Genomic DNA, 12850 nt, shown 5'->3' on the forward strand with positions numbered 1-12850 from the left:
CGCTCAGCCCAGCACGCAGAGCAGTGAACAGGCCTTCGCGGACGACCACTGGCTGTACGTCCGGGTGCCGTTGACCGGCGTGTACTTCGCCTTCGCGTTGTTGGTCAAGGGGAACAGCGACAGCAACGCATACGTCGAGCAGTACACCACTTTGGACTCACCGGGCTGCAACGTGAACGGCCCGGTCTGGCAGGCGGGTTCCACGTCGTCGACCACGTAGGCGTCGACGATCGGGATCGGGCCGTTGTTCGTCACGGTGACCCGCCAGTACGCGGTCGCGTTCAGCAGGCCTAGGACGCCCACGGGTGCTTGCTTCACCCACGGACCGGCGCCGCCCGCCTTGCAGTTGGCCGGCGTGTACGAACCGCAGATCTCCTTGTTCACCACCACGTTCGGCAGGCACGCGGTTCCCGGTGCGACCTGACGGGTCACCGTGTTGGACGAGAAACCGCCGGTCGCGTCGGTCCCGTTCGCCGTGTTCGCGACGGACGTGACCGTGCACTCCGCGGAGATCGTGGTGCGGAAGCACATCTGCGGTGCGTCACCGTTGAACTCCACCGCCAGGGACGGCTGGTTGCCGCCGCCGAAGTCCGACGCGTTGTTCAGCACGAGCGATGTCGTGAGCGTCAGCGAGGACGCCGTGACACCGGTCAGGTCGACCGTGCCGTCCGGGGCGAAACCCGGGACGGTGACCGGGTTCCCGCCACCGTCCACGGCCTTCACGGTGGACGCGCCGAGGTTCACGTTCGCCGGTGTCACGCCGACGAGCCGTGCCTTGCTGTAGGTGGTGGCGTGCGGTTTGCCGTCGCAGTAGAACTGCGAGGGGGTGAGCGACACGGAGGCGCCGCTGCGAACGCAGGGCGACGCCCCCGTGTCAGGATCCATCGAGAACAGCACGCCCGCGTCTCCCAGCCCGATCATGCAACCGGTGGGAGCGTCGTAGGCGTAGCCGTAGTCTCTTGTGTCACCACCGTTGACGGTGGGATGGGTGATGCGCAGCGGCACTCCTGCACACGACGTTCCGGTGCTCCAGTCGTGACACACCGCGGCACCCGCGTACGGGCCGAGCCAAATGCCGATGAAGCTGCGGACGCGGTCGCCCGTGCGGATCACCTCGGGGTTGAACGAGATGACGCCGCTCTCCAGCCCGGCGGGAGTCGTCGGTGCGGGCAGGGACGAGCCGTCGATCGCGTAGCAGGTGGTGACGTTCTGGCCGGTCGTGCTGGAGCACGCGCCGATCTCCGCACCCGTTGTGCTGTAGGCGGTGTAGGCGTTGTAGGTGTAGTTGCCGGACGGGCCGATCTGCTTCGCGGCGGCCCAGCCCGCGCAGGCGGCGTTGGTACCGGGGTCGAAGCAACCGAGCCTGGGGACGCCACCACCGAAGGGTGACGTCGACGCGAAGACCTTGCCCCCCGCGACGGTCAGCGCGCCCTGGTAGTAGCTGTTGCTGCCGTTGAACGGCACGATCGGCGCGTAGGGCTGGCCGCCGCACGCGCTCTGCGTGGCGATCGTCCAGCACACCACGTTGCCGGAAGTCGAGACGCCGTAGAGGTTTCCGCCGACCTGGACGAGTCCTGCCATCTCGACCGTCTGCCCCGCCCGTGGCATCAGGGGCCAGAACCCGCAGTTGCCGGGCGCGGCGAGGTCGAGGCAGGCGACGCCGATCGAGGACGCCGTGACGGCCGAGTAGTACACGCGAGCGGGATTCGCCTCGTCGCGGACGTACTGCGGTTCGAGTGGACTGGCGATGTCACCGGTGTTGCCCGTGCCGAACGGGCCGGGCGCCGTGTTGAGCGGCTTCGGCCACGGACCGCCCGCGCACAGCGAACTGGTCGTGAGATCGGTGCACACGAGCTTCGGGGCGGCGGCACCCAGGTGGTGGTAGACGTTCCACGCCTGCAGGCGGCCGTCCGGGGTGCGCTGCAGGATCGGGGTGAAGCCGTCACCGCCGGTGCTGCTCGCGCTGGCCTGCACGGGAGGGGTGAGCAGGCTGGAGAGGGCCTTGCCCCCGTTGCGCACGCCGGGGTGCGTGGCGGTGACCGGGTTGCCCTCGGTGCCGGTCCAGCCCGGCGGTACCTGCAGCGAACCGGCCAGCAGGGTCTGGCCGGGGCCGATGGGGTCGGTGATCGAAGCGGCACCGTTGGCACCGTTCGCGTAGGACACGACCCAGGAGGCGACGTCTCCGTGGGAGGCGGGATCGGACACGCCCTGCACGGACTTGGTGAGAGTGGACACGGGTGGCTGGGCGGCCACGGGTACTGCGGCGGTGAGCGTGCTGCCAGCGAGCACGCCCGCTAGCACCATCGCCGGCAAACGTCTTCGCACGAGCATGATCCCTTCGGTGGCGGATTGGTTCGGGAACTGACCGCCGACGCTAGGGACGTCTTCTGTTCGGGAAAAACCCCCTCACCCGCGTGCACGTGATGTCTGCACCATCAGACCAACGTGCGAATGCGGAACATGTGACCTGACAGGAGATTCCATTACATAGGCGAATGAAGTTTCACCTGAACGCCGCTGAAGTGCCTATGCGAGAAGCGAATGCTCGCGGTGCGGCGTCCAGCGCAGGTGCACGGTGCGGTCGGGCGGGTCGGCCCGCAGCAGGGACAGCCGCGGCCGGACGGCATCCGTGCGCGCGGACGGCGGCTTGCGGCTGCCGGCGCGGTACTGGACGGGCCATTCGGCCCGGTAGTCCTGTTCTGCCGCCGCGTGCAGCGTCCAGTGCGGGTCGTAGAGGTGCGTGCGCCCGATCGCACAGAGGTCCGCGCGGCCGGCCAGCAGGATGGAGTTGACGTCGTCGTACGAGGCGATGGCGCCGACCGCGATGACGGCGGCGCCCGTGACCTCGTGGCGGATGCGGTCCGCGAACGGCGTCTGGTAGCTGCGGCCGTACGCGGGGCGCTCGTCCGCGGTGACCTGGCCGGTGGACACGTCGATCGCGTCCGCGCCGTGGGCGACGAATGCGCGCGCGATCTGCACGGCGTCGTGCTCGGTGTTGCCGCCGTCGACCCAGTCCGTCGCGGAGATGCGCACGATCATCGGGCGCTCGGCCGGCCACACGGCACGGACGGCGTCGAACACCTCCAGGGGGAACCTCAGCCGGTTCGCCAGTGAGCCGCCGTAATCGTCGGTGCGCTGGTTCGCGACCGGCGAGAGGAACGAGGACAGCAGGTAGCCGTGCGCGCAGTGCAGTTCGAGCAGGTCGAAGCCTGCTTGAGCACCACGTTCCGCAGCCGCGGCGAACTCCGCGGTGATCCGGTCCAGGTCCTCGCGGCCCGCCTCGGCCGGCACCGGCGATCCGGGGCCGTACGGCAGCGGCGACGGGCCGATGACGTCCCAGTTGCCCTCGGGCAGCGGCTCGTCCATGCCCTCCCACATCAGGCGCGTGGAGCCCTTGCGGCCGGAGTGGCCGAGCTGCAGGCCGATGCGGGCGGTGCTCCGCTCGTGCGCGAACGCCACGATCCGGGCCCAGGAGTCACGCTGCTCGTCTGTCCACAGGCCGGTGCAGCCGGGCGTGATGCGGCCCTCGGGCGAGACGCAGACCATCTCGGTCATCACCAGCCCCGCGCCCCCCATGGCCTTGGACCCCAGGTGGACGAGGTGGAAGTCGCCCGGCACGCCGTCGACCGCGGAGTACATGTCCATCGCCGAGACGATCACGCGGTTCTTGAGTTCCAGCTGTCCCAGGCGGAACGGCTGGAACATCGCCGGAGCGGTGGCCTGGAGTCCCTGGGAGGCGGCGAAGGCGGTGTCGACGCGGTCGGCGAACTCGGGGTCGCGGGTGCGCAGGTTGTCGTAGGTGATCCGGCGCGAGCGCGTGAGCAGGTTGAAGCAGAACCGGGTCGGCTCCTGGTCCGCGTACATGCCGATGTTCTCGAACCACTCCAGAGAGGCCTGGGCGGCTCGCTGGGTGGATTCGACCACGGGACGCCGTTCGGTCTCGTAGGCCGTCAGCGCGGTCTCGACGTCACGGTGTTCGTGCAGGCACGCGGCGAGGGCGAGCGAGTCCTCCATCGCGAGCTTGGTGCCCGAACCGATCGAGAAGTGCGCGGTGTGCGCGGCGTCGCCCACGAGAACCACGTTGCCGTGGTGCCAGCGCTCGTTGCGAACGGTGGTGAAGCTGAGCCACTTCGAGTTGTTGGCGAACACCTGGTGACCGGCCAGTTCCTCGGCGAACAGCTCGCGGATCCGGTCCACGGCGCGTTCGTCCGAGACGCCCGGTGCGAACTCCTGGGCGGTGTCGAAACCCGCGCGGCGCCAGACGTCCTCGTGCATCTCGACGATGAACGTGGAACCGCTGTCGGAGTAGGGATAGCCGTGGACCTGCATGGTTCCCCACGGCGTGTCCTTGATGAAGAACTGGAACGCCTCGAAGACCAGATCCGTGCCGAGCCACATGTACTTGTTGCGGCGCGGGTCCACAGTGGAGCGGAAGACGTCCGCGAAGGACTGCCGCACCAGCGAGTTGACACCGTCCGCGCCGACCACGAGGTCGTGTGACGCACTCAGGACCTCCGCGGCGGGCGCGGGCGTCGAGAAGTGCACGACCACGCCGAGGTCGCGGCACCGCCGCTGGAGCAGCCCGAGCAGGTCCTTGCGGCTCATCGCGGCGAACCCCTGCCCGCCCACGGTGTGGCTCTCGCCGCGGTGGTGGATGTCGATGTCCGTCCACCGGGCGAACCGGCGTGACATGGCGTCGGCGAACTCCGGGTCGGCGTTCTCGATCCCGCCGAGCGTCTCGTCGGAGAACACCACGCCGAAGCCGAACGTCACGTCGGCCGCGTCGCGTTCCCAGACGGTGACGTCGTGCGACGGGTCGAGCTGCTTCATCAGCGCGGCGAAGTACAGGCCCCCCGGGCCACCACCGACGACGGCGATCTTCATGCGGGCACCTCGTCCTCGACGATCTTGCGGAGTGCGAAGCGCTGCAGCTTGCCGCTGGCGTTGCGCGGCAACGACGTGCGGAACCGCACCTCGCGCGGGTACTTGTAGGGCGCGATCGTCCGCTTCACGTGGTCCTGGATCTCTCGGGCCTTCGCCTCGTCGCCCAGCGCGCCGTCGCGCAACACCACGAAGGCGCAGACGACCGAGCCGCGTTCGTCGTCGGGCTTGGCGACGACGGCGGACTCCAGCACGTCCGGGTGGGTGTCGATGGCCTCCTCGACCTCGGGGCCGCCGATGTTGTAGCCGGAGGAGACGATCATGTGGTCGCTGCGGGCGTGGTAGTGGAAGTAGCCGTCCTCGTCGCGGTGGAAGACGTCGCCGGTGACGTTCCAGCCGCCCACCACGTAGTCCTCCTGCCGCTCGTCGTCGAGGTAGCGGCAGCCGACGGGGCCGATCACGCCGAGGCGACCCGGTTCGCCGGGGCCGAGCTCCTCGCCGTCGGGTCCGAGGACGGTGGCGCGGTAGCCCGGCACCGGCTTGCCGGTGGAGCCCGGCCGGATGTCGTCACCGGCGGCGGAGATGAAGATGTGCAACAACTCCGTGGCGCCGATGCCGTCGATCACCCGGAGCCCGAGCCGGTCGTGCAGCCGCTGCCAGGTCTCCTGGGGGATGTGCTCGCCGGCCGACACCGCGGTCCGCAGACCGCCGAGCTTCGCCTCGATGCCGTCGCGCAGGATCGCCTTGTACGCGGTCGGCGCCGTGGCGAGCACCGTGACTCCGTGCTGCTGCACGAGATCCGCGAGTTGGACGGGCGTGGCGGCCTCGGTCAGCAGGGCGCAGGCTCCGGCCCGCAGCGGGAAGACGACGAGCATGCCCAGGCCGAACGTGAAGGCGAACGGGGCGGTGCAGGCGACGAGGTCGTCCTCGGTCAGCCGCAGCACGTGCCGGCCGAAGGTGTTGTCGATGGACAGGACGTCGCGGTGGAAGTGCGCGGTGATCTTCGGAGTGCCGGTGCTGCCGGACGTGGGCGCCAGCAACGCCACGTCGTCGGCGGCGGTGTCCATGGCGGTGAACTGCCCCGGCCTGGTCGCGGCGAGCACCCGGAGGTCGTCGTAGTTCACCACGGTCAGCGATGGCAGTTCGCGGAGGTCCTCGGTGAAGCGCTGGTCCACCAACGCGATCGACGGACGGGTGCGGTCGACGATCGGCGCGAGTTCGCGGGTCCTCAACGCGGCCATGGTCGTCACCACCACGCCGCCCGCCTTGAGGACGGCGAGCCACGCGGCCACGGTCCACGGGTTGTTGGGCGAGCGGAGCAGAACCCGTTGCCCGGGAACGAGACCGAGCTCCTCGGTCAGCACCTGGGCGACCTGGTTGGTGCGGGTCAGCAGCTCGCCGTAGGACCACGTCTCCCCCGCCGGCGTGCGCAGCGCGGGGCGGTCGGGGCCGAACCTCGCCACCGGGACGTCGATGAGCTCGGTGGCGGCGTTGAGCCTGGCCGGGTAGTCCAGCTCCGGCGTCGTGAACTCGATGGCGGGCCACAGCGCCGCGGGAGGTAAGTGGTCGCGAGCGAAGCTGTCCATGGTGAGGTCCTTCCCGGACGGCGGGTCAGGAAGCGCGGATCATGCCCTCCTGGGCAACGGTGGCGAGGTGGAGACCATCGCGGGTGAAGAAGCGGCCGTGCCCGAGGCCCCGGCCCGCATCGGCGGCGACGGCCTCCTGCAGGTAGAGGAGCCAGTCGCCGACCGGGCCCTCGCGGTGGAACCACATCGAGTGGTCGAGGCTCGCGGTGACGAGGCCCGGCAGCGCCCACGGCAGGTCGAGCACCCGCAGGACGGGCTCGAGGATCGTGTAGTCGCAGACGTAGGCCAGCGCGGCGAGGTCGCGCTGGGCGTCGGTCAGGCCGTCCACCGGGCGCAGCGGGTCGAACGGCTTGACCCACACGGCCTGGTGCGGGACCTTCTCGCCCTCGACCGCGAGGTAGACCGGGCCGGGTGCGTGCCGCATGTCGAAGCTGCGGCCACCCGACCAGTAGGCCTTCGACTCCTCGGTCATCGAGCCGCCGGAGCGTCCGGTGAGGAAGTCCGCGGAGCTCTCGAGCTCCTCCGGGCCGGGCAGGTCGCCGGTGAGCTCGGCGCGGAAGCCGCCGCCCGGCTCGCCGGCGGCGAAGTTCGCGAGGCAGGCGTAGAGGGGCTTGCCGTTCTGGTAGCCGCGGACCTGCCGGGTGCTGTAGCCGCGGCCGTCGCGCAGCAGCTCGACCTCGTAGCGCACCTCGGCGCCGATGTCGGCCGGGCGCAGGAAGTAGCTGTGCATCGAGTGCAGCGTCTTGCCGTCGGTCACCGAACGCATGGCGGCGGCCGCGGCGGCGGCGACCAGGTCCCCGCCGTAGGCCTTGGGCCACGGGCAGGGCTGGGTGACGGCGGTGAAGGCGAGGTCGAAGTGCTCCGGCTCGGCCTTCTCCAGCGCGATGGCGTCGGTGAAGATCGCGGAAGTCGGTGCGGGCGTCATCGGCTCAGCCAGTCGCGCAGGTCCTCGTCCGGGACGTCGTCGAGGTTCACGACGATGTTCTCCGGCGTCCGCGTGGTCATCCACGTGAGCGGGTTGTTGCGGTCGAGGTTGCACTCGATGTGCGGCATGAACGGCGGCACGAACACCCAGTCACCCTCCTCCATGTCGAGGTAGTCCTCGAACTTCTCGCCGAAGTAGATCCGGGCCCGGCCCGACAGCACGTACCCGCCGGTCTCGGCCTCGCCGTGGTGGTGGGAGACCGAGCGGTAGCCCGGTTCGTTGGTGACCTTCCCGAACCACAGCCTGGTCGCCGGGGTGTGCTGGATGCTCACGCCCGAGATCCGGATCGCGCCGCCGGAGTTCGCGGTGTCCGGGTTCTCGGCACCGCCGCGCGTCACGACCGGCGCGACCAGGCCGCTGGGCAGCCGGTACATCGAGTTGTCGCCGTCGAGCTGGTACTTGCTCAGGTCGGGCTCCATATCTCGTATTCTTCACGACCGTCAGATAGTGTCAATACTCATGAGGCCTGTAGCAGTGAATCCGGCCAGCCTTCCGGCGCCGCGCGGTTACTCCCACGGCACCCTCGCCGGCAACACCCTCCACCTGGGCGGGCAGACGGCTCTCGACGCCGACATGAAGATCGTTCCCGGTGGGATCGTCGAGCAGTTCCGCCAGGCGTTCGGCAACGTGCTGACGACGTTGCGCGCGGTCGGCGGCGAGCCGGAAGACCTGGTCAGCATCACGATCTACCTGACCGACATCCCGGACTACCAGGCGCACGGCAAGGAGATCGGCGAGGTGTGGCGCGAGCTCGCCGGCCCCGTCTACCCGGCCATGGCGGGCATCGGCTGCACCGCGCTGTGGCAACCGGAGGCGCTCATCGAGATCCTCGGCGTCGCCGTGATCCCGGAAGACCGGCTGGTCAGGCCCAGCTGAATCGATAGCGCTTTCATGATCCACGCAACGTGAACGCGATAGTCGAGGAGGTTCGCGGGTGAAGCTCGCTTCTGTGACCGTCGGCGGCGTGCGCCGGGGCGCGGTCGTCGACGAGACGAGACGGTCCGTCTCGTTGCTGTCGTGCACGGTCGACGACGTCGTGCGCGGCGCTCCGGTCGAGACCGCCGAGGTCCTGCCGCTGTCCGAGGTGCGGCTGGAGGCGCCGCTGCACCGCTTCAACCGCGACGTCCTGTGCACCGGCTGGAACTACTGGGACCACTTCGAGGAGTCCGCCGGCAAGCGCGAGGGGCAGGACCCGGTCTCCCGTCCGCTGCGCCCGACCTTCTTCACCAAGGGCCCGGACACGGTCGTCGGCCCGCACGACGCAATCGCCTACGACCCCTCGGTGTCCCAGAAGTGGGACTACGAGGCCGAGATCGCGATGGTCGTCGGGCGCGACGGCCGTTCGATCCCGGAGGAGAAGGCGCTGGACCACGTGTTCGGCTTCCTCGTCGCCAACGACGTCTCGCAGCGCGATCTTCAACGCGCGCACGGCGGCCAGTGGCTCAAGGGCAAGAGCCTCGACGCGACGATGCCGCTCGGTCCGTGGCTGACCACCGCCGACGAGATCGGCGACCTGACCGGGCTGCGCGTGCAGTGCGAGGTCAACGGCGTCCTGCTGCAGGACGCGACCAGCGCGCAGATGGCGTTCTCCTTCGCGCAGATCATCGCCGAGCTCAGCCAAGGCATGACGCTGCGCGCCGGTGACGTCATCCTGACCGGCACCCCCAGCGGTGTCGGCAACGCCCGCGAGCCGCAGCTCTTCCTGCGCGACGGTGACGTCGTCGTCACGCGCGTCAGCGGCCTGGGCGAGCTGCGCAACACCGTCACGCTGACCGATCTCGGCGCGCGTTAAGCTCGGCTGACCGAGGTGAGGAGAGGGCACTGGACGTCGCGGACATGACCGTGGAAGCCGCGGCTCCCGCCGGGCGCGACCGGCTCGGCCCGCTCATCATCACGATCTTCGGCCTCTACGCGCGCGGCGAGCACAACTGGCTCTCCGTGGCCTCCGTCGTCCAGCTCATGGCCGACCTCGGCGTGGAGGGCCAGGCCGCGCGGTCCTCGATCTCCCGCCTGAAGCGCCGGGGCGTCGTCCGGGCGGAACGCCGCGACGGCGCCGGCTACGCCCTCTCCGAGTCCACGCTGGAGACCCTGGCCGAAGGCGACACCCGCATCTTCGAACGCCGCCGGGCCACCGCCGAGGACGGCTGGCTCGTGGTGGTGTTCTCCGTGCCCGAGTCCGAACGCGAGAAGCGCCACGCCCTGCGCACCAGCCTGACCCAGCTCGGCTTCGGCACCACGGCCCCCGGGGTGTGGGTGGCACCGGGCAACCTGGCCACCGAGACCCGCCGCACCCTGGAGCGCCGCGGGTTGTCGGAGTACGTGGACATCTTCACGGGCCGCCACTTCGCGTTCGGCGACCTGCGCTCCAAGGTCCGCGCCTGGTGGGACCTCGACGAGCTGGCCGACCTGTACGCCGACTTCCTGCGCCGCCACCGCCCCTTCCTCGACGCCGGGATCACCTCACCCGAGCAGGCGTTCCAGACGTACGTGCCGATGCTCACCGCGTGGCGCCGCCTGCCGTACAGCGACCCCGGCCTTCCGCTGTCCCTGCTGCCCCCCGGCTGGAACGGCGTCACGGCCGAGGCCCTGTTCGAACAGCTCAACACGACGTTGAGCGCACCGGCCCGCGAGCACGCGCTGGCCGTCATCCACGGTCGTTAGCCCGCGTTGCTCTGCGGCTGCGGGCACTGGCCGCCTGGCGTCGTCAGCAGCTCGAAGTGCCACATCTCGTTGGCGTAGGCCTGGCACAACCCGTAATCCGCGCCGTGCTGGATGAGCCAGTCGTCGGCGTTCGTCGGCCCGATGTCGATCGCCTTGCCCGTGACGTGCGCCGACTTCTCCGGCGGGTGCACCCACCGGCGCGCCTCCTCCTCGCTGCGGTACAGCTCGACGGCCTCGTCCAGCAGCCGCTGCTGGTGCTCCCGGCTGCGCCAGCCCGATGTCACCCGCAGTTCGACCCCGGCCAGCTTCGCGTCCTTGGCCGCGTTGCGCATCGCCGTGAGCAGCGCGGGGTCGAGGTTGGCGATGGCGGCGTGCTTGTCGTCGTCGAGCGAGATGCTCTCGTTCTTCGGGATGCTGCCGTCGTCGGTCACCTTCACCTGGACGCTGGCCGACTGCGGTCCAGCGGGTGTGCAAGCCGTCACGGTCGCGAGCAGGAGCATCGTCCACATTCCTTTACCAGCCACGACTTCGAGCTTTCCCGGGCGATGTCGCCGGACGGCCAGCGGAATGTGCTCGTTGTGCAACGAACCGTCGACTGCGTAGAACGGTGATCATGAGTTCACGGATCACCGTGTGCCGCGGCTGTTGCTGCGGCACCGAGCGCAAGCACCCCGAGGTCGACCACGACCACCAGCTCGAAGTGCTGCGCGCACGGCTCGCACCGGTGCTGGTGGCCGACTGCCTGGACGCGTGCGAGGCCTCCAACGTGGTCGTCGTGCGGCCCGGCAAGGCCGCCCGCGCCGCCGGGGCGAGGCCGGTGTGGGTCGGGTCCGTGCTGGACGACGACGTGGTGCAGGACGTGATCGACTGGGTCGACGCCGGCGGGCCTGGCGTGGCCGCTCCACCGCCGTCCGTGAGCGCCCGGATCGTGCCCGCTCCCGGTGGGCGCAAGGCATGAACTACGTTGGCGGCATGGAGATCTACGACATCCCGGTCCACACGCTCGCGGGCGAGCCCGGCGACCTGAGCGCGGTGCGCGGCAAGGTGGCGCTGGTCGTCAACGTCGCCTCGCGGTGTGGTCTCACCCCGCAGTACGCGGGTCTGGAGCGGTTGCAGGAGAAGTACGGGGCCGAGGGTTTCTCCGTGGTCGGCTTCCCGTGCAACCAGTTCATGGGCCAAGAGCCGGGTACGTCCGAGGAGATCGCCACGTTCTGCTCGGCCACCTACGGGGTGTCGTTCCCGCTGTTCGAGAAGATCGAGGTCAACGGGCCCGACCGGCATCCCCTCTACCAGCAGCTGGTCGAGCACGAGGACGCCGACGGCACCGCCGGTGACGTGCAGTGGAACTTCGAGAAGTTCCTCGTCTCGCGGGAGGGTCAGGTCATCGCCCGGTTCCGGCCGCGCACCGAGCCCGAGGACGCCGCGATCACCGAGGCGATCGAGGCCGCATTGCGCTAGCACGGCTTTACCAGGTCAAGTAGGCACGCGGCGGATTTCACCCGGCGACGACACACGTCCGGGTGGCTTGCCGGACCGCGACTCCCGCGAGTCGTCCTTGTCGCACCAATAGATATCTTGTCGCGCCACGGCGGCCGGCGGAACGTTGAACGGGTCCAAACCCCCTTCCGTTCCGAGGCCGCCATGACGATTCTGCGCATCACCCCGACCGAGACCATCGACCTCCTCGTCCCGCCCCAGCGCGAGCCGCACGCCGACCCGGGCGACCTGCTCGCCGGGCACCTCCACGCCCCGAGAAGAGGCGAGGACTCGACAGGCCGTGCCAGAGGGGACGGCCCGGTCATCACGTTGAGCGATCCGATCCCGGCGGAGCAGATCGACGCGAACACGCCCTACGTGATCAAGGATGCCCACGGACGGGTGCTGAGCGTCCAAGACGCGGGCAGCGGCACCTGGGAATGGGCGTACTTCGGCGCGTACGACAGCTACTGGACCGACGTGTTCCCGCTGCAGTTCTCCGGGAACCCGGTCGACAAGCCCTCCTCGATCACCATGCCGGCGCGCACCTGGCCGTTGCACTCGAACGGCACCGCGACCTCGTGGGAGTACGCCTTCTGGGCGCCGTCCGACTACGGCAGCAGCTATCCGGTGATGTCCCTGACCGCGAAGGCCGCTCAGGTCACCCCGGAGGGCTTCCAGACCTACACCCTGTCGTGGAACAACGGCGGAACGACCATGAGCCTGTGCGCGGACTCCGGCTCGTGGAACTGGGCGTACGTCTCGAGCACGCACGCAGCCGCCGCGCTCACCTTCCACAAGTTCTACGTCCAGAGGAAGAAGCTCGACAGCCTGTTCAGCGCCGCGTGGCCCGATGCGAGCTACGACCTGAAGCTCAACACCGGCGACTCGCACTACGAGGCCCTCACCACCTCGCAGGTGATGGCGACCTACCACAACTCCGGCCTCGCGCAGTACAGCTGGAAGGCCAACTACTTCGACTGCGACGACTTCAGCTACGTCTACAAGGCGCAGTCCTCCAAGGACGCCTACGCGGTCAGCCCGGAGTACGGCTACGCGGTCGGCATCATCTTCGGGAGGACTGCGGGCAGCGCGCACGCCGTGAACGTCTTCATCGACACGAGTGGCACCGTTCAGGTCATCGAGCCGCAGAACGGTCAGATCGTCGAGGGCAAGGACTGGAAGGACCGCACCGGTGCCGCGTACTCGCCTTACTTCATCCTGATGTAGACCGGTCGTGGTGCCGCCCCCGCGAGGCGAG

At 69.5% G+C, this 12850-nt stretch carries 12 protein-coding genes; 6 read left to right on the forward strand and 6 right to left on the reverse strand.

All coding sequences use genetic code 11. The features are described 5' to 3' along the window. Positions 1-3 precede the first annotated feature (3 nt). The 5 genes from DFR72_RS01130 to DFR72_RS01150 all read right to left on the reverse strand — a co-directional run bounded on the left by DFR72_RS01130 (position 4) and on the right by DFR72_RS01150 (position 7871). Entirely contained in the window at positions 4-2325 is a 2322-nt protein-coding gene (locus DFR72_RS01130; RefSeq protein ID WP_245982402.1) for a DUF7617 domain-containing protein, read from the reverse strand. 201 nt (positions 2326-2526) lie between these two features. Next, positions 2527-4884, reverse strand: a complete 2358-nt coding sequence (locus DFR72_RS01135; protein WP_090064449.1) for a bifunctional salicylyl-CoA 5-hydroxylase/oxidoreductase — start codon at positions 4882-4884, stop codon at positions 2527-2529. Beyond that, positions 4881-6467: an AMP-binding protein gene (locus tag DFR72_RS01140; protein WP_090064448.1), complete on the reverse strand. Its 1587-nt coding sequence runs from the start codon at positions 6465-6467 to the stop codon at positions 4881-4883. The genes DFR72_RS01135 and DFR72_RS01140 overlap by 4 nt, the downstream gene beginning before the upstream one ends. 25 nt (positions 6468-6492) lie before the next feature. Continuing rightward, positions 6493-7392, reverse strand: a complete 900-nt coding sequence (locus tag DFR72_RS01145) for an acyl-CoA thioesterase (protein WP_090064447.1) — start codon at positions 7390-7392, stop codon at positions 6493-6495. Then, positions 7389-7871, reverse strand: coding sequence for a cupin domain-containing protein (locus tag DFR72_RS01150; RefSeq protein WP_090064446.1), 483 nt, complete (start codon positions 7869-7871; stop codon positions 7389-7391). The genes DFR72_RS01145 and DFR72_RS01150 overlap by 4 nt, the downstream gene beginning before the upstream one ends. Positions 7872-7911: 40 nt before the next feature. Here DFR72_RS01150 and DFR72_RS01155 point away from each other — a divergent pair, with 40 nt between their 5' ends. The 3 genes from DFR72_RS01155 to DFR72_RS01165 are packed head-to-tail and all read left to right on the forward strand — an operon-like array spanning position 7912 to position 10113. Beyond that, positions 7912-8328, forward strand: coding sequence for a RidA family protein (locus DFR72_RS01155; RefSeq protein WP_090064445.1), 417 nt, complete (start codon positions 7912-7914; stop codon positions 8326-8328). 58 nt (positions 8329-8386) lie between these two features. Then, entirely contained in the window at positions 8387-9244 is an 858-nt protein-coding gene (locus DFR72_RS01160; RefSeq protein ID WP_090064444.1) for a fumarylacetoacetate hydrolase family protein, read from the forward strand. Positions 9245-9288: 44 nt separating this feature from the next. Next, positions 9289-10113 carry a PaaX family transcriptional regulator gene (locus tag DFR72_RS01165; protein ID WP_090064443.1) on the forward strand — a complete coding sequence of 275 codons (825 nt, stop codon included), beginning with the start codon at positions 9289-9291 and terminating at the stop codon, positions 10111-10113. On the opposite strand, the gene DFR72_RS01170 is transcribed toward DFR72_RS01165, so the two are convergent. Further along, positions 10110-10637, reverse strand: a complete 528-nt coding sequence (locus tag DFR72_RS01170) for a M15 family metallopeptidase (protein WP_245982404.1) — start codon at positions 10635-10637, stop codon at positions 10110-10112. The two genes, DFR72_RS01165 and DFR72_RS01170, sit on opposite strands and share 4 nt — an antisense overlap. Positions 10638-10726: 89 nt before the next feature. Between DFR72_RS01170 and DFR72_RS01175 the strand changes: the two genes are divergently transcribed. From DFR72_RS01175 to DFR72_RS01185, 3 genes are all read left to right on the forward strand, one after another. Further along, positions 10727-11071, forward strand: a complete 345-nt coding sequence (locus tag DFR72_RS01175; RefSeq protein ID WP_090064616.1) for a hypothetical protein — start codon at positions 10727-10729, stop codon at positions 11069-11071. A gap of 14 nt (positions 11072-11085) precedes the next feature. Further along, complete coding sequence (locus DFR72_RS01180; RefSeq protein WP_090064615.1) at positions 11086-11571, forward strand: glutathione peroxidase; 486 nt, start codon at positions 11086-11088, stop codon at positions 11569-11571. A gap of 183 nt (positions 11572-11754) precedes the next feature. Continuing rightward, positions 11755-12819 (forward strand): lectin MOA-related protein, encoded by a 1065-nt coding sequence (locus DFR72_RS01185; RefSeq protein WP_090064441.1) that lies wholly within the window; start codon positions 11755-11757, stop codon positions 12817-12819. Positions 12820-12850 lie beyond the last annotated feature (31 nt).

Origin of the sequence: Lentzea flaviverrucosa, assembly GCF_003350445.1 — a bacterium.
Classification (GTDB): Bacteria; Actinomycetota; Actinomycetes; order Mycobacteriales; family Pseudonocardiaceae; genus Lentzea; species Lentzea californiensis.

Excerpts from the sequence above, each read along its gene's own strand:
- DFR72_RS01145 (WP_090064447.1), bottom strand. The coding sequence starts at position 7,392 with ATGACGCCCGCACCGACTTCCGCGATCTTCACCGACGCCATCGCGCTG.
- DFR72_RS01180 (WP_090064615.1), top strand. The coding sequence starts at position 11,086 with ATGGAGATCTACGACATCCCGGTCCACACGCTCGCGGGCGAGCCCGGC.
- DFR72_RS01150 (WP_090064446.1), bottom strand. The coding sequence starts at position 7,871 with ATGGAGCCCGACCTGAGCAAGTACCAGCTCGACGGCGACAACTCGATG.
- DFR72_RS01165 (WP_090064443.1), top strand. The coding sequence starts at position 9,289 with ATGACCGTGGAAGCCGCGGCTCCCGCCGGGCGCGACCGGCTCGGCCCG.
- DFR72_RS01155 (WP_090064445.1), top strand. The coding sequence starts at position 7,912 with ATGAGGCCTGTAGCAGTGAATCCGGCCAGCCTTCCGGCGCCGCGCGGT.
- DFR72_RS01140 (WP_090064448.1), bottom strand. The coding sequence starts at position 6,467 with ATGGACAGCTTCGCTCGCGACCACTTACCTCCCGCGGCGCTGTGGCCC.
- DFR72_RS01185 (WP_090064441.1), top strand. The coding sequence starts at position 11,755 with ATGACGATTCTGCGCATCACCCCGACCGAGACCATCGACCTCCTCGTC.
- DFR72_RS01135 (WP_090064449.1), bottom strand. The coding sequence starts at position 4,884 with ATGAAGATCGCCGTCGTCGGTGGTGGCCCGGGGGGCCTGTACTTCGCC.
- DFR72_RS01175 (WP_090064616.1), top strand. The coding sequence starts at position 10,727 with ATGAGTTCACGGATCACCGTGTGCCGCGGCTGTTGCTGCGGCACCGAG.